21 protein-coding genes are annotated in these 15,226 nt (G+C 68.3%); 20 read left to right on the forward strand and 1 reads right to left on the reverse strand.

Going from position 1 to position 15,226, the window contains the following annotated elements:
* Window positions 1-219 precede the first annotated feature (219 nt).
* The 12 genes from FFS68_RS17105 (at window position 220) to FFS68_RS17155 (ending at window position 7,502) form a co-directional block, all read left to right on the forward strand.
* A complete protein-coding gene (locus FFS68_RS17105; RefSeq protein ID WP_137754407.1) occupies window positions 220-597 on the forward strand; it encodes a hypothetical protein in 378 nt (125 codons plus the stop codon).
* Window positions 566-967 carry a helix-turn-helix transcriptional regulator gene (locus tag FFS68_RS17110; RefSeq protein WP_171003941.1) on the forward strand — a complete coding sequence of 134 codons (402 nt, stop codon included), beginning with the start codon at window positions 566-568 and terminating at the stop codon, window positions 965-967. Before FFS68_RS17105 ends, FFS68_RS17110 begins: the two co-directional genes overlap by 32 nt.
* Window positions 964-1,437, forward strand: coding sequence for a hypothetical protein (locus tag FFS68_RS17115; RefSeq protein WP_137754409.1), 474 nt, complete (start codon window positions 964-966; stop codon window positions 1,435-1,437). Before FFS68_RS17110 ends, FFS68_RS17115 begins: the two co-directional genes overlap by 4 nt.
* 64 nt (window positions 1,438-1,501) lie before the next feature.
* Window positions 1,502-2,620: a phage portal protein gene (locus FFS68_RS17120; RefSeq protein WP_137754410.1), complete on the forward strand. Its 1,119-nt coding sequence runs from the start codon at window positions 1,502-1,504 to the stop codon at window positions 2,618-2,620.
* Between the two features lie 80 nt (window positions 2,621-2,700).
* A complete protein-coding gene (locus FFS68_RS17125; RefSeq protein WP_137754411.1) occupies window positions 2,701-3,018 on the forward strand; it encodes a DUF6127 family protein in 318 nt (105 codons plus the stop codon).
* A gap of 59 nt (window positions 3,019-3,077) precedes the next feature.
* Complete coding sequence (locus FFS68_RS17130) at window positions 3,078-3,500, forward strand: HK97 family phage prohead protease (RefSeq protein ID WP_283214613.1); 423 nt, start codon at window positions 3,078-3,080, stop codon at window positions 3,498-3,500.
* Between the two features lie 5 nt (window positions 3,501-3,505).
* Complete coding sequence (locus tag FFS68_RS17135; protein ID WP_137754413.1) at window positions 3,506-4,648, forward strand: phage major capsid protein; 1,143 nt, start codon at window positions 3,506-3,508, stop codon at window positions 4,646-4,648.
* Between the two features lie 107 nt (window positions 4,649-4,755).
* Window positions 4,756-6,120, forward strand: coding sequence for a tail fiber domain-containing protein (locus FFS68_RS17140; RefSeq protein ID WP_137754414.1), 1,365 nt, complete (start codon window positions 4,756-4,758; stop codon window positions 6,118-6,120).
* Window positions 6,117-6,272, forward strand: a complete 156-nt coding sequence (locus tag FFS68_RS18020) for a hypothetical protein (protein WP_171003942.1) — start codon at window positions 6,117-6,119, stop codon at window positions 6,270-6,272. Before FFS68_RS17140 ends, FFS68_RS18020 begins: the two co-directional genes overlap by 4 nt.
* A gap of 14 nt (window positions 6,273-6,286) precedes the next feature.
* Window positions 6,287-6,568, forward strand: coding sequence for a hypothetical protein (locus FFS68_RS17145; protein WP_171003943.1), 282 nt, complete (start codon window positions 6,287-6,289; stop codon window positions 6,566-6,568).
* A complete protein-coding gene (locus tag FFS68_RS17150) occupies window positions 6,568-7,113 on the forward strand; it encodes a hypothetical protein (RefSeq protein ID WP_137754415.1) in 546 nt (181 codons plus the stop codon). The genes FFS68_RS17145 and FFS68_RS17150 overlap by 1 nt, the downstream gene beginning before the upstream one ends.
* Entirely contained in the window at window positions 7,110-7,502 is a 393-nt protein-coding gene (locus FFS68_RS17155) for a DUF3168 domain-containing protein (RefSeq protein WP_137754416.1), read from the forward strand. Before FFS68_RS17150 ends, FFS68_RS17155 begins: the two co-directional genes overlap by 4 nt.
* Window positions 7,503-7,682: 180 nt before the next feature.
* Here the strand turns inward: FFS68_RS17155 and FFS68_RS17160 are convergent, their stop codons facing one another.
* Complete coding sequence (locus FFS68_RS17160; protein WP_137754417.1) at window positions 7,683-8,018, reverse strand: hypothetical protein; 336 nt, start codon at window positions 8,016-8,018, stop codon at window positions 7,683-7,685.
* 47 nt (window positions 8,019-8,065) lie between these two features.
* Between FFS68_RS17160 and FFS68_RS17165 the strand changes: the two genes are divergently transcribed.
* The 8 genes from FFS68_RS17165 to FFS68_RS17200 all read left to right on the forward strand — a co-directional run.
* Window positions 8,066-8,473 (forward strand): phage major tail protein, TP901-1 family, encoded by a 408-nt coding sequence (locus tag FFS68_RS17165; RefSeq protein WP_137754418.1) that lies wholly within the window; start codon window positions 8,066-8,068, stop codon window positions 8,471-8,473.
* Entirely contained in the window at window positions 8,470-8,784 is a 315-nt protein-coding gene (locus FFS68_RS17170; RefSeq protein WP_137754419.1) for a gene transfer agent family protein, read from the forward strand. The genes FFS68_RS17165 and FFS68_RS17170 overlap by 4 nt, the downstream gene beginning before the upstream one ends.
* Before the next feature lie 120 nt (window positions 8,785-8,904).
* A complete protein-coding gene (locus FFS68_RS17175) occupies window positions 8,905-9,060 on the forward strand; it encodes a phage tail assembly chaperone (RefSeq protein ID WP_137754424.1) in 156 nt (51 codons plus the stop codon).
* Complete coding sequence (locus FFS68_RS17180) at window positions 9,053-9,628, forward strand: tail tape measure protein (protein WP_137754420.1); 576 nt, start codon at window positions 9,053-9,055, stop codon at window positions 9,626-9,628. The genes FFS68_RS17175 and FFS68_RS17180 overlap by 8 nt, the downstream gene beginning before the upstream one ends.
* The gene (locus tag FFS68_RS17185; protein ID WP_137754421.1) at window positions 9,628-11,955 is read left to right on the forward strand and encodes a DUF2460 domain-containing protein; all 2,328 of its coding nucleotides are present in this window, start codon (window positions 9,628-9,630) and stop codon (window positions 11,953-11,955) included. The genes FFS68_RS17180 and FFS68_RS17185 overlap by 1 nt, the downstream gene beginning before the upstream one ends.
* The gene (locus tag FFS68_RS17190; RefSeq protein ID WP_137754422.1) at window positions 11,949-12,782 is read left to right on the forward strand and encodes a DUF2163 domain-containing protein; all 834 of its coding nucleotides are present in this window, start codon (window positions 11,949-11,951) and stop codon (window positions 12,780-12,782) included. Before FFS68_RS17185 ends, FFS68_RS17190 begins: the two co-directional genes overlap by 7 nt.
* Complete coding sequence (locus FFS68_RS17195; protein WP_249340222.1) at window positions 12,775-13,278, forward strand: NlpC/P60 family protein; 504 nt, start codon at window positions 12,775-12,777, stop codon at window positions 13,276-13,278. Before FFS68_RS17190 ends, FFS68_RS17195 begins: the two co-directional genes overlap by 8 nt.
* On the forward strand, window positions 13,187-15,226 hold a 2,040-nt coding region (locus FFS68_RS17200; RefSeq protein ID WP_249340223.1), incomplete at its 3' end, for a phage tail protein. The genes FFS68_RS17195 and FFS68_RS17200, both read left to right, overlap by 92 nt.

A 15,226-nucleotide genomic window follows, 5' to 3' on the forward strand; every position in this document is an offset into this window, starting at 1 on the left:
GGATGGGGCGGGTTGTGGGGGTTCGGCGGGTGTGATTGACTCCGAGAACAAAAGAAATACAAATGTCTGATGTTAAGCGTCCAGCAATCTTTGTTGACTTAAATGGCAACAATCATAGAATTGGTGCGGTCGGGCGCGTTATACAGACTCGATCCCGGCTTGGGTCCAAGAGAGATGGAGGTAAGGCGGATTTTCCTTCTGCCTCGTGCTCGCGACTGGATGGCCAAAGAGCTTTTGGAGGCTGGATCGAGCTGGAATATCGAAGAGGATCCCGTCCAGCAACTCGATGCGCTGGTCTATGAGTTTTGTGTCGGCGAGCCACTGGCGATAGGACAGCGCTTTAAGGCGCTGCGCCCCGTCGGGAATGGCGTCTGGGAGCTCAAAACCGCAGATTTGCGCTTGTTTGGATGGTTTGTGCAACAGGACTGCTTCATTATCTGTGATTGTGACACCACATCGCGAGTAAAGCAGTTTAACCTGTATTCCGGTTACCGCGATCAGGCGGTGAGATTTAGAGAGAGGCTCGATTTGGACGAGCCGAAATTTGTTCCTGGAGATGATCCCGATGACGTCGTTTCAGATTGCTATCAGCCCTAGCAAGCGGGCGGCTGGGCGCTTTATTTCGAAGGTTCGGCGAGCATTGCAGCGGGCGTTGGTCGAAGAACAGGCGATTTCTGGCATCAATCAGTCGGCGGTTGCGGAAGCGATCGGCGTGCATCGATCGGTCGTCAGCCGCGAGTTGAACGGCCGACAGGATATAACTCTGGGTCGAATTGCTGAACTGGCATGGGCGATGGGACGAGAAATCGACTTTCAGCTTGTAAAACCTGGGTCGGAATCTGGAATTAATGCTCCGCTGGCTAAGCCAGGCGCTCTTTCAACGGGTTTCGAGGGTTTTGAGGCTCAGATGCTGAAGCCTACGTCAATTAACGCGCCGGTTTCGAAGTTTGAGATGGCCACGGCATGATCATCAATCCCCGCATGCCTACGGGTCATGTAGTCTTTTGCGACGACATTCGCGAGGAGATTGGCGGAAAGCGGACCTTTGTTGGCGTTTACGGGAATTTTTTGGTTATTTCTGCAGTGGGACCCGTAACGCTGCCGCAACTTTGTGCAGCGATAAGTTTGCGGATAGATCCGCCGACTGCGCCGACTGCCGTAACAGTGCGTATCTTTCGGTCGGATGGCGACGAGCTGTTGTTCGAGGCCTCAGCGGAATTTCCGCCTACTCCCTCAAACCCCTCTCCGTTTGGAGATGAGAATTCCGTGTCTTTTATCGAGCTGTTTGTGCCCGCTAGGATGCAGAATCTCGTAATCACCCAGGATTGCGCAATTAAGGTCCGCGCCTTTATTGGCGATGACGAAATCCGGCTCGGAGCGATTGTGGTAAGTTTCGTTGAACCAGCATCAGGCGACACTGTCACGTCCGCCGACTGATTCGGCCCCTTCACTTATACATCTGCGGCCAGCATCTGCTGGCCGTTTTCTTTTGGAGAACATCATGAACTGGTTTGGCCGGAAGGCTGCGCAGGGTGCTGCGCGGCCTGCTTTGTCGCGTGTGTATGGGGCGTATGGGATGATGGGGTCGTCGCCGACGCCTTTGTCTTATGAAGCGCAGCTGCGCGAGGGGTATCTGGGCAATGCGATTGTCCAGCGCAGCGTCAAGCTGGTCGCCGAGGCGGCGGGCAGCGCGCCGGTGGTGGCGAGCGATCCGGCGCTGGCGGCGCTGGTGGCGCAGGCGTCGGGCGGGCAGGGGCTGGTCGAGACGTTGGCGTCGCAATTGCTGCTGCATGGCAATGGTTATGTGCAGATTTTGGGCGACGGGGCGGGGGCGCCGGCCGAGCTGTTTGCGCTGCGCCCCGAGCGGGTGAGCGTCGAGGCCGACGCGCGTGGGTGGCCGGTGGCGTATCGTTACAAGGCGGGCGGCGCGGGGGTCGTGCTGCCCGCCGAGGATGGCGCGGGGCGGACGGCGGTGGTGCATGTGAAGGCGCTGCATCCGCTGGACGATCATTATGGCGCGGGGTGCCTGGGCGCCGCGTCTGGCGCGATCGCGGCGCATAATGCGGCGGCGGCGTGGAACGCGGCGCTGCTGGGCAATGCGGCGCGGCCGTCGGGGGCGTTGGTCCATGACCCGGGCGACAAGGGGATGCCATTGTCGGCCGAGCAGGTCGAGCGGCTGCGCGAGGAGCTGGCCGAGGGGTTTTCGGGCGGGGCGAATGCGGGGCGGCCGTTGTTGCTGGAGGGCGGCCTCAGGTGGCAGGCGCTGAGCCTGAGCCCTTCCGAGATGGATTTCCTGGCGCTCAAGGAATCGAGCGCGCGCGAGATTGCGATGGCGTTTGGGGTGCCACCGATGCTGCTCGGGCTGCCCGGCGATGCGACCTATGCCAATTACCGCGAGGCGAACCGGGCGCTGTGGCGGCTGACGGTGCTGCCGCTGGTGGGGAAGATTTTGGGCGGTATCGCGCAGGGGCTGGCGGGGTGGTTCGCGGGGGCCGAGCTGCGCGTCGATCTGGACCGGGTGCCGGCATTGGCCGAGGACCGGATGGCGTTGTGGCACGAGGTGTCGGCGGCGGATTGGCTGAGCGCGGACGAGAAGAAGGCGTTGTTGGGGGTGGGGTAGCCCGCATCGTCACCCCGGACTCGTCACCCCGGATCACGTCCGGGGTGACGAGTCCGGGATGACGAATGGGAGATATCGACATGGACGAAGACGAAGCGCTGGCGCGGTTGATCGCGCTGGCGGGGACAAGTGTGTCCGCTGCGCCCGACCCGGCGTTGCTGCGTGCGGTGGTTGAGGAGGCGAGCGAGTTGGGGGCGCGGCGGGCTTTGGCACGGCTTGGCCTGGCCGACGCGGCGGCGCGCGACGACATGGTCGATCTGCGCCAGCTGCTGGGCGCGTGGCGCGATGCCAAGACGAGCGCGTGGAAGGCGGCGGTCGACTGGGCGGTGCGCGGGGTGCTGGCGGCGCTGGTGGTCGGGCTGGCGGTGAAGCTGGGGCTGCCGGGGTTGCTGCGGTGAGGGCGGCGGGCGTTGCTGACGTGCCCTCCCCTAATCCCTCTCGCAAGCGGGAGGGGGACATTCGCTTCGCTGGTTATGCATCGGTGTTCGACCGGGTGGACCGCGGCGGCGATGTGGTGCGGGCGGGGGCGTTTGCCGCGAGTTTGCGGGAGCGGCGCGCGGTGCCGTTGCTGTGGCAGCACCGGCCGGGCGCGGTGATCGGGACGATCGAGACATTGGCGGAGGATCAGCGTGGGCTGCGGGTGGTGGCGCGGGTGACGCATCCGACCGCGGCGGCGCTGGTCGCGCGCGGGGCGCTGAGCGGATTGTCCTTTGGCTATCGGGTGACCGTGGCGCGCGGGAGCGATCCGCGCGAATTGCTGGGGCTCGACCTGGCCGAGGTGAGTTTGGTGGCGGCGCCGATGCAGCCGCTGGCGCGGGTGATCGCGCTTGATGTGCGCGCGGTGCCGACCGGTGCCGCGGCGGATTTTCAGAAGGAGTGACGGGCATGGAATTGGATATCGAAGTAAAGGCCGATGCGCTGGACGGCGCGTTCGACGCGGTGTTGGCGGCGGAGGCGGTCGATGATCTGAAGGCGTCGGTGTCAGCTTTGAAGGCGCAGGTCGATGCGCAGGCGGTGGCGGCGTCGCGGTTGCCGCTGGACGGGGCGAAGGCGGCTGATCCGGCGCGCGATGCTTTTGTCGAGCGGTATCTGCGACGCGGGATCGATGCCGGGGTGGAGATGAAGAGCCTGTCGGTGGCGGCGGGCGGCGACGGCGGCTTCGCGGTGCCGCGCGAGATCGACGGGGCGATCGCGGCGACGCTGAAATCGCTGTCGCCGATCCGGTCGATCGCGACGGTCGTGCAGACGGGGACGAGCGGGTATCGCAAGCTGATCGCGACCGGGGCGATGGGCGCGGGCTGGGTCGGCGAGACGGCGACGCGGCCCGAGACGGCGACGCGCAGCTTTGCCGAAATCGTGCCGCCGTCGGGCGAGCTCTACGCCAATCCGGCGGCGAGCCAGGCGATGCTGGACGATGCGATGTTCAACGTCGAGGACTGGCTGGCCGATCAGATCGCGCGCGAGTTTGCGGTCGCCGAGGGCGGGGCGTTCGTGAACGGCAACGGTACGAACCGGCCGAAGGGTTTCCTGACCTATGCCACCACCAACGAGATCGACAGCGTGCGGGCGTTCGGGACGGTGCAGCATCTGGCGACGGGGACCGCGGGGGCCTTTCCGGCATCGAACCCGCAGGACAAGCTGGTCGAGCTGGTCCATGCGCTGCGCGCGCCCTATCGCCAGGGCGCGGCGTGGGTGATGAACAGCGATACGCTGGCGCGCATCCGCAAGTTCAAGACCAGCGACGGGGCGTTCATCTGGCAGCCGGGCATGGTCGAGGGGCAGGCCGCGACGCTGTTGGGCTATCCGGTGGTCGAGGCCGAGGACATGCCTGACATCGCGGCGAACAGCCTGTCGATCGCGTTCGGCAATTTCCGCGCCGGCTATCTGGTCGCCGACCGCGGCGAGACGCGCATCCTGCGCGACCCGTTCAGCAACAAGCCGTTCGTGCATTTTTACGCCACGAAGCGGGTCGGCGGCGCGATCGTCGATAGCCAGGCGATCAAGCTGATGAAATTCGCCGCCAGCTGATTTTCGCTGGTGCGATCGGCGCCCGGCCCATGCTCCCTTGACCCCTTTCGGGTGGCGGGCCGGGCGCCATTTTTTTCGGATATCATCAACGAAAGGATGGGCTTGCCATGCCGACCCCCTTTTTCGCCGATCTGGTGCGCGAGCTGTGCCAGGAAGGCGGCACCGGCCCGTTGACGCCGACCGGCGCGGTGCCGGGCCATCGCCGCTTTGCCGATGTGGTCCCGGCGGACGTGCAATTTCACTATGCCATCGCCGGCATTGCCCAGCCCGGGCAGTGGGAGGTCGGGCGGGGACGGATCGACGGCAGCGGGCGACTGGTGCGCGACCTGGTCGCCAGTTCGTCGAACAATGGCGCGCCGGTCGATTTTGCGACCGGGCTCAAGACGATCGCGTTGACCGTTGGCGCCGCGTGGTTCGCGGGCCAGGACGGCGCAGTGACCGCGCTGACCGACGCGGTCGGCGGCAAGCAGCCGCTGTCGACGACGCATACGGCAGCGGCGACGGGGCTGGCCGATGACCAGATCACGGTGCGCCGCGCCGGGAGCTGGGTCAATGTACCGCTGTCGGCGCTGGCGTATCGCGATGCCGATGGACGGTTTACGCTGACCGGTGGGTTGGGGGTGCCCAATGGGACCGCGGCGGCGCCGACCCTGGCGTTTTCGGCCGACCCCGACACCGGCCTGTTTCGCCCCGCGAGCGACACGATCGCGGTCGCGACCGGGGGAACGGAACGGATCCGGGTGACCGCGAACGGGCGGATAACGGTGGGCGGCGCCGCCGCCAATTACCGCTTTAATATCGGCGAAGCGAACCCCGGGCGAGGCGTCCTGGCCGATTTCGGGAATATCGACGGCGCGCCCAACGGCGCGTTGATCAGCTTTACGCAGAACGGCATCGCCAACTGGTGCATCGGGCAGGTGCCGGCGACGTCGGCCCTGGCCATCTATCGCGACCGCAACGGCGGCAATGATGGCACCGAGCTGTGGCGGTGGGAGGCGGGCGGGGCGGGGCGCCCCGGCGCGGACAATGCCTATTCGCTGGGCACAGCCGCGCATCGCATCGCAACGGTTTTTGCCGGGACGGGGACGATCAACACGTCCGATAGCCGCGACAAGGCCTGGCGCGGCGCGATGGCCCCGGCGGAACTGCGCGCGGCCATACGGATCGCCGCCGAGCTGGGGTTTTACCAGTGGCATGACGCGATTGCCGAAAAGGGGCCGGACGGCGCGCGCCAGCATTTCGGGGTCCGCGCCCAGCAGGTCTGGACGATCATGGCCGACGAAGGGCTGGTCGACCCGCTGGGCGACGACGGCCGGCCGGGGCGCACCCCCTATGCCTTTTTATGTTGGGACGAGTGGCGAACCGATGGGCGCGCAGCACGCAGCCGCTTTGGACTTCGGTCCGACCAGCTGGCGCTGTTCGTCATGGCGGCGCTGGCGCAGCGGCTGGCGGCGCTGGAGGCGGCGGCATGATGGGCGGCAGCGCCCTTGCATCGCGCGCGATCAGCGATGCGGCGCGGCGCGATCTGGCCAGCGAGTGGGGCGGGCCCGAGCCTGCCGCGGCGCAGGCCGCGGTGCCGCCGATCCGCGAGGCCAGCCGCCGCGTGATCATACGCAAACCATAAACAAAGGAATGGCGATGACGATGATCGTGAAGGATCCGGACAGCCGGATCGATTTCGAGTTCGACTGGGCGGCGGCCTATCCTGGCGGCCAGGCGGTGCTGGCGAGCGTGTGGGCCATCGCGCCAGCCGCGGCCGATGGCGTCATGGTGGCGGCAGCAGCGCACGACCTGATGCAATCGACGGCGACGTTGGCGGGTGGGGTTGCCGGGCATGTCTATCGGGTCACCAACCGGGTGACGCTGAGCGATGGGCAAATCGACGAGCGGTCGATGACCGTCCGGGTGGAGGAACGGTGATGGCGGCTGGCCTGTTGCCGGGCGATGCCCCGGTGAGCCTGAACGAAGCGCGCGGCTGGTTGCGGCTGGGTTCGACGATCGACGACGCCGTGGTTGCCGGATTGGTCCGCGCGGCGACCAATATTTGCGAGGCGTTTATCGGCCATTGGCTGGTCATCCGCGAAGTCGAAGAGGTGCTGTCGCTGCGCGCCGGGCAGGTGCGGTTGAGCGCGCGGCCGGTTGCGGTGATCGATGCCGCGGTGCTGCTGACCGCCGCCGGCGATGAGACGGCGCTGGATGCGGGGGCGTACCGGCTGCGTCACGGCCGCGACGGCAGCGGGCAGCTGGTGATCGAGCAGCCGGGCGATGCCGAGCGGGTGCGGGTCAGCTACCGCGCCGGGATCGCAGAAAATCCGAACGGGATTCCCGAGGCCATCCGCCAGGGTATCGTGCGGATGGTCCAGCATTTGCACGATGCCCGCGATGCGGCGCCGGTCGCGCCGCCCGCGGCCATTGCGGCATTGTGGCAACCGTGGCGGCGGATGACGCTGGGCAGCGGGCAATGAGCGGCGCCGAGCAGGCGGTGCGCGCCCGGGCGCTGGCGTTGCTGACGGGCGATGCCGCGCTGGCGGGGCTGGTACATGGGATATTCGATGGCACGCCGCCGCGGGCCAGCGCCCCCTATGTTGCGGTTGGCGGCGCGGACGGCGTCGATTGGGGAACCAAAGACCGGGCGGGGCGCGAGGTGCGGTTGACATTGACGTTGGCCGGTGCGGGCGCGGCGATCGATGACGTTGCCGCGGGCCGCATCGACGCGGTGGCCGCGGGGCTGCGCGGGGCGGCGGGCGGCTGGTCGGTGGTGAGCGCGCGGGTGGTGCGGACGCGGTTCGGTTTTATGCGCGAGGGTGGCTGGCGGCACGAGGTGATCGTGCGGTGCCGGTGTTTGGAGGCTTAGAGCCAGACGAGTGCCGTTTCCTATATTCGTCATTGCGAGCGAAGCAATCCAGCGCGGTTTGCGCCACCTCTGGATTGCCGCGTCGCTTCGCTCCTCGCAATGACGAGGCAAGCTCAATGATCCGACCTTAACGATAGCCCCGGTGAAGGGATCCCGACTTCGCGGTGGCGACGGTGGCGATCAATCGCCCGGCAGCGAGTTGTTCGCTTTGTAATCCTTGAACTTGTCGGTGAAATTGGCGTGGTAATCTTCGACCTGCATGTCGGCGTCCTCGGTCGCGACCGCCACCGAATCACCGCCTGAGCGGCCCAGTGCAATCACCGCCTTGCGAAAGGCGTCGCGTTCGGCCGCACAATTCGCCTTGAGCGCCATTTCATATTCGACCTCTTCGACCTTGGCCTCGAGCGCCTTTTTCATGTCGTCGCGCAGGCATTTGGTGAAGGCGGCGCGCGTCGTGTCGACCGCGCCGGTCGGTGCCGGTGCCATGGCGGCCAAAAGCAATGTCGTAATAAGCATCCTGCGACTCCCCGTTCCGCATGTTTTTCTGTTGAGGAGATTAAACGATGGCAATTGAAAATGGGAGCGCTTTTCTGCTCAAGGTCGGCGACGGTGCGGCGCCGCCAACATATCAGACGGTCGCCGGGCTGCGTACCACCCAGCTGTCGGTGAATGGCGAGGCGGTGAACGTCACGACCAAGGATTCGGGCGGGTGGCGCGCGCTGTTGTCGGGCGCCGGGGTGCGATCGGTGTCGGTCAGCGCCGCGGGCATCTTTACCGGATCGGCGGCGGAAGTGCGGGTGCGCGGCCACGCGCTGGCGGGGACGATCGACGATTATGAGCTGCGTTTCGAGAGCGGCGAACGGATGCGCGGACGCTTTCTGGTCACCCGGCTGGATTATGCCGGCGATTATAATGGCGAGCGCAATTACACGCTGAACCTGGAATCGAGCGGCGCGGTGGTGAGCCTGTGAGCGCGGCAGCGAACAGCTTGCGCGGCGAGGCGGAATTGTGCGTCGGTGATCGGGCCTTTGTGCTGCGCCCGAGCTTTGCGGCGCTGGTCGCGGCGGAGGCGGAATTGGGGCCGCTGTTCGCGCTGGTCGAGCGCGCCGCGGACGGGCGGCTGGCGCTGGGCGAGCTGGTGGGCCTGTTCTGGCATTGTGTGAAGGATCGGCCCGAGGCGTTGACGCGCGAGGCGATTGGCGAGGCGGTTGTCGCGCAAGGGTTGGCGGCGGTGACCCCGGCGCTGCGCGTGCTGCTGGGACAGATATTGTCGGGGCAGTGAGGGGTGGCGGAGCGCGCTGATGCCCACCCCGCTGCGACTAACGAACAAGGTCGCAAGTCTCGCCGCAGCCCTGAAGGGGAGGGGAGCATTGGACCGTCTGCGACCGCTTTGCTGGGGGTTATGGCGCGCGTCGCGGGTTGGCGGCCCGGGGATTTCTGGGCAGCGACGCCGGCCGATGTGCGTGCGGTTCTGGCGGGGTGGGTCGAAGGCGATGCGGTGGCGCCGTTCGATGGCGCCGTACTGGCGGCGATGATGGAGCAATTTCCCGATGGATGAGATCGACGATATGGTGGTGGCGGTGCGCGCCGACACAGGGGCGTTTCGGCGCGATATTGCGGTGCTGCGCGCCGAGCTGGGCGGGCCGCTGGTCAGCGAGGCCGAACAGGCGGGGCGGGCGATCGAGCGGGCGCTGAGCCGCGCGATCGTGTCGGGCAAGCTGGGGTTCGAGGATTTGAAGCGGCTGGCGCTGTCGGTGATGGCCGATATTGCGCGCGCCGCGATTTCGGGCGGCATCGGCGCCGCATTGGGCGGTGGCGACCAGGGGGGCCAAGGCGGCGGTGGCGGGGGTCTGCTGGCGCTGGCGCTGTCGCTGTTTGGGGCGCCGGGACGCGCGACCGGGGGGCCGGTCAGCGCCGGCCGCGCCTATCGCGTCGGCGAGCGCGGTCCCGAACTGTTCGTGCCGACCGCGAGCGGCCGGATCGAGGCGGCGGGCGGGATGACGCGCAACATCGCGATCACCGTGAACGTGCGCGGCGAGGCGGGGATCGAACCGCAGCGGCTGGCGCAGACCGGGCGGCAATTGGCGCGGGCGGTACGGCGGGCCGTGACGAGCGGAGAAGATTGATGGGCTGGGCGCTCGTCGCGGCTGCCGAGCCGCATCATCGCAAGGGGTGGCTGAAGCGGTTCGACCCGCGATATTGGACGGTCGATTTTGCGCGGCCGATGATGGCGAGTGTGACGAGCGCGGCGCCGGGGGCGCTGCGGGTCGAGGCGGTGTTTTACCAGAAGCAGGATCTGGCGGGGCTGATCTGGGAGGCCGAGGACCGGTGGGACCATCCCTTGCTCGCCTATGCGACGAACCGCGATTTCCGGCACACGCAGCTGACATTCCGGTGGCGGTCGGGCGGGGTGAAGCCGCTCGATGCGCTGCATGGGCCGACGCTGACGATCGAGGGGCGCGACGCGGGCGGCGCGCCGCGCGCCTGGTATGTGCGGCTGTGGAATTATGCGGTCGGGACGGGCGAGGATGCGGTCGTCCGTCTGGATTTTGACGCGCTGAGCGGCGGGTTCTTGTTGCCCGGCGAGGCCGATCCGGTGTGGGCGGGCGACATCGACCGGATGTTCGTTTCGCTGGTGCCGCCGACTTACGACGGCGGCGACGGGGTGCTGGCGGCACCGACGCAGGGTTGGGCCGAGATGAGCGCGGTGGCCTGTACTGGGTCGGGATCGGTGCTGGCGATCGGCGATGTCGTGCTGCCCGAAACGGCGTTGGGCATGACCAATGGGTATGACGATTGCTATCATCTGGCCCCGGCGCGGGTGGTGCGGCAGATCGTGCAGTTGGGCTATCGCGGCGATGTCGTCCATTATGTCGGGATGAGCCATTATATGCGGCTGGCGGCGGCGGGCGGCGGGTTCGAGGCTGGCGTTGCGGGCGGGGCGATCAATGCGCCCTGTGCGGCGTGGCACGCGGCGCTGGCGGCGACCTGCGCGGCGGCGGGGCTGGGCCTCATCTGGTCGCTGTCCTACGAATTGTTCGACGCCTATTGCCCGGCAAGCTGGAAACAGCGCAGCGCCGACGGCGGCCCGGCGCTGACCGGCTGGATGCCGCCGTCGACCCTGTTATCCCCCGCCCATGCGGCGGCGATGGGATATTTGCAGCTGGTGGCGCGGGACTTTGTCGCGATCGGCGTGGCGGCAGGGCTGGCACCCAAGTTTCAGGTGGGCGAGCCATGGTGGTGGGTCGCCAGCGGCGGGCGGATCTGTGCCTATGATGCCGCGACGACCGCGGCGTTGGGTTCGGCGAGCGTCGCGATCGTCGATGTGCGGGGGGTGCTGACGGCGCCGCAGCTGACGATGCTCGACGCGCTGGGCGCGCTGCTCGCGGCGTCGACCGCGGCGCTGGTTGCGGCGGCGCGCGATGAGGCGGGGGAGGCGGGGCTGGTGAGCCATTTGCTGGTCTATCTGCCGACGGTGCTCGATCCCGCGGCGCCCGAATTGCGGCGGGCCAATGTGCCGCTGGGGTGGGCCAAGCCTGCGTTCGATGTGCTGCAGCTGGAGGATTATGACTGGGTGACCGCGGGACGCGGTGCCGAGACGGCGGGCGCGCGCGCCGCGATGGTGCTGCGTCTGATCTATCCGGTTGAAGATCAGCATTATTTTTCGGGGTTTGTGCTGCTGCCCGAACAGCGCGCGGGGTGGATGGCGATTGCCGATGCCGCGGCTGCGGCGCGGCGGGCGGGGGTGGCGCGGACGTTCGTGTGGGCGCTGCCGCAGGTAGCGCGCGACGGGTTCGTCAGTTTTGACGCGGAGGAGGATGCGGTGCAGGCTTTTGATGCGGTGGATTTCCCACTGGCGATCGGGCGCGAGGCGATGGTCGCGACCGAATTTTCGACCCAGATCGTCAGCTCGCCGTCGGGGCATGAGCAGCGCGCGAGCGAATGGGCGGAAGCGCGGATGCGCTATGACGCCGGGCCGGGGATACGATCCGAAGCCGATGTGCGGACGCTGGTCGATTTTTTTCGGGCGCGGCGCGGCGCGGCACGGGCGTTCCGCTTTCGCGATCCCCTTGATGCCAGTTCGGCGGCGGATGGCGGACTGCCGACGGCGGCCGACCAGATGCTGGGGGTCGGCGACGGGGTGCGGCGACAATTCGCGCTGGTGAAGATTTATGGGGCGGGGGATGCCGAGCAGGTGCGCGCGATCCGCTTGCCGGTCGATGGCAGCGTAAGGGTGTCGGTCGACGGGCTGGAGACGGCGGCGTTTTCGGTGACGGGCGATGGCGAGGTGCTGCTCGATGCGGCGCCAGCGGCGGGGGTAGCGGTGCGCGCCGGGTTTCTGTTCGACGTCGCGGTGCGTTTTGCCGAGGATCGCCTGGAGGCGAGCCGCGCGACCTTTCTGGCGGGCGAGTTGGCGAGCGTGTCGCTGGTCGAGGTGCGGGCGCCATGGTGATACCCGAAGCGATCAGCGCGGCGCCCGACTGGCTGCGCGAGGAGCTGGTCACATTGGCGTGGTGCTGGCGGCTGGCGCGGCGCGACGGGGTGGTGATCGGGCTGACCTCGCACGACCGCGATCTGGCGGTCGGCGGCATCCTGTATCGCGCGGCGCCGGGGATGAAGCCGTCGGCGCTGGAGACGAGCGACAGTTTGGACGCCGCGACGATGGACCTGGAAGGCGCCATCGCGAGCGATGCGATCGCCACCAGCGACCTGGATGCCGGACGCTGGGACGGTGCCGAGCTGGCGCTGTTCGTGACCGACTGGACCGCGCCCGCGGTGGCGCCGGTGACGGTCGCGCGCGGATCGCTGGGGGCGATCGAGCGGCGCGGGGCGGCGTTCACGGCGGAATTACAAGGGGTGACGCGGTTGCTCGACCAGCCGGTGTGCCCGGCGACGTCGCCATCGTGCCGCGCGATGCTGGGTGACCGGGCGTGCCGGGTCGATCTGGCGCCGTTGAGGCATGATCGGCGCGTGGTGGCGGTGGCGGGGCGCGCGGTGACGCTGGATCATGCGGTCGCCGGCATGGCATTCGGCGAGTTATTGTGGACCGAGGGGGCAAATTGCGGGCTGGAAAGTCCGGTGATCGCGGTCGAGGGGGCGGTGCTGCAATTGGCCGAGGCGCCGTCCTTTTTGCCGGAGGGGGGCGTGCGGGTGCGGGTGACCGAAGGGTGCGACAAGCAGCTGGCGACGTGCCGCGACCGATTTGCCAATGCGATCAACTTTCGCGGCGAAGCGCATCTGCCGGGCAATGATTTGCTGACGCGCTATCCCGGTGGCTGACGATGCCGCGCGCGCCTTTGCGGCGGCGCAAGCGATGGTCGGGGTGCGGTTTCGGCCGCAGGGGCGCGACCCGGCGACCGGGCTCGATTGCGTCGGGCTGGTCTGGGCGGCCTATGCGGCGGCGGGCGCGCGGTTGCCGGGGCCGACGAACTATCCGCTGCGCGGCTGGTCGCGGGCGCGGGTCGAGGCGGGGCTGGCGGCGGCGGGGTTTGCCCCAGTCCAGGATGCGGCACAGGTCGGCGACGTCGCGCTGATCGCCTGTGCGGCGGGGCAGTTTCATCTGGGGCTGATCGGAGCCGCGACATTTGTCCATGCTCACGCGGGGTTGCGGCGCGTCGTTGAGACGCCGGTTGACGCGCTGGCGCATGACGCGGTGCGGTGGCGATTTTTCAAGACGGGGGATGATGATGGCAACGTTGGTGCTGACGGCGGTCGGTGGGATTGTCGGGGGGCCGGTCGGCGCGGCGATCGGCGCGGCCTTGGGGCAACAGATTGATGCGGAGATCTTCAAGCCCAAGGGGCGCGAGGGGCCGCGGCTGGCCGATCTGAAGGTCCAGGCGTCGACTTATGGCCAGCAGATTCCCCAGCTGTTCGGGACGATGCGCGTCGCGGGCAGCGTGATCTGGGCAACGGACCTGATCGAACGGCGCGAGCGACGCGGCGGCGGCAAGGGGCGGCCATCGACGACCGAATATAGCTATGCGGTGTCGCTGGCGGTGGCGCTGTCGGCGCGGCCGATCCGCGCGATCCGGCGGATCTGGGCCGACGGCAATCTGCTGCGCGGCGCGAGCGGGACGTTTCAGGAGCGCTGCACCTTTCGCTGGCACCCGGGGGGCGAGGATCAGGCGGTCGATCCGCTGATTGCGTCGGCGACCGGAATGACGTCGGCGAGTGCCTTTCGCGGACTTGCCTATGCGGTGTTCGAGGAGCTGGAGTTGGGCGCGTTTGGCAACCGGATTCCCTCGCTGACCTTTGAGGTCGAGGCCGATGCGGGGGCGGTCGATGCCGGGATGATCGGTGACCGCCTGTTGGGCGAGACCGGGCGATGTTTCGGCGCGTGGCCGTTCACCGGTTATGCCGCGTCGGGCGACCGGGCGCGCGACGCGCTGGCGCCGTTGTTCGACGTCGATGGCGTGCGGGCTGCGAGCGGTTCGGAGCGGTGGCGGCTGACCCCGGCGGCGCTGACCGGCAAGCCGCTGATGCTGAGCGCGTTTCGCGAGGCGCGGCGGATGGAAATCGGGCGCGACACGGTCGAGCGGCAACGCGCCCCCCTGTCGTCGTTGCCGGGGTCGATCCGGCTGCGCCATTACGAGCCCGAGCGCGATTATCAATTGGGCCAACAGGCGAGCCGGGTCGCCGGGGGCGGCGTGCGCGAGGAGCGGATCGACCTGCCCGCAGTGCTGCCCGCGCCGTCGGCGCGGGCGCTGGCGGAGCGGCTGGCCGCGGCGGCGGCAGACGGGCGCGAGACGTTGATCTGGCAGGCCGATCTGGCGGCGCTGGCACTGCCGGTCGGGCATGTCGTGACGCTGGCGGATGGCAGCGCCTGGCGTCTGGCGGCGCGGACGGTGCGCGCGAACGAGATATTGATCGAATTGAAGCGGCACCAGCCGGTGCCCGCCATCGACCTTCCCGCCGAACCGGGGGTTCCGGTGCGGGCGCCCGACTGGCCCGATGCGGTGGGAACGGTGCATGTGTTCGATCTGCCAAATCTGGGGAGCCCGGGCGCCGCGTCGGCGCGGATACTGATCGCCGCCGCGGGCAGCAACGATGGCTGGCGCGGTGCCGATTGCTGGTTTGTGCCCGCCGCCGATGCCGAGTCCATCGCGCTGGGCACGGTGCGGCCGGCGGCGGCACTGGGGCAGCTGGCGGCGCCGCTGGCAGCAGGAAGCGACACATTGTTCGATCGCGCCGCAACGCTGATGGTGACGCTGGCCAACCCGGCGTTGGCGCTGGAATCGGTCGATGATGCGGCGCTGCTGGGCGGCGCCAATCGCGCGATGGTCGGTGATGAGTTGGTGCAGTTCGGCACCGCGGAGGCGGTGGGGGCGGGGGCGTGGCAACTGTCGCATTTGCTGCGCGGCCGGGCCGGGACAGCGCGCGCGGTGGGCCATCTGGCGGGCACGCCGTTTGTGCTGATCGACGATAGCGCGCCGATGCTGTTGCCCGAAACGCTCGCCCTGGCTGCCGAGAGCGGCGCCGCCCGGCTGCAATGGGCGCCGCGTGGCGGGACGGTGCTGACCGAGATGGCCGTCCCCGCGGCCAGCGGCGCGCTGCGGCCGCTGGCGCCGGTGCATGGACGGGTCGAGCCCGACGGGGCGGGCGGCGTCGTCATCAGCTGGCGCCGCCGCAGCCGCGTCGACACGGGTTGGCGCGACCATGTCGATCTGCCGCTGGGCGAAGGGCGGGAGGCGTGGCGCATCGAATTGTCGCCGCCGGTGGCGGGG

Origin of the sequence: Sphingopyxis sp. L1A2A, assembly GCF_005502465.1 — a bacterium.
Taxonomy (GTDB): domain Bacteria; phylum Pseudomonadota; class Alphaproteobacteria; order Sphingomonadales; family Sphingomonadaceae; genus Sphingopyxis.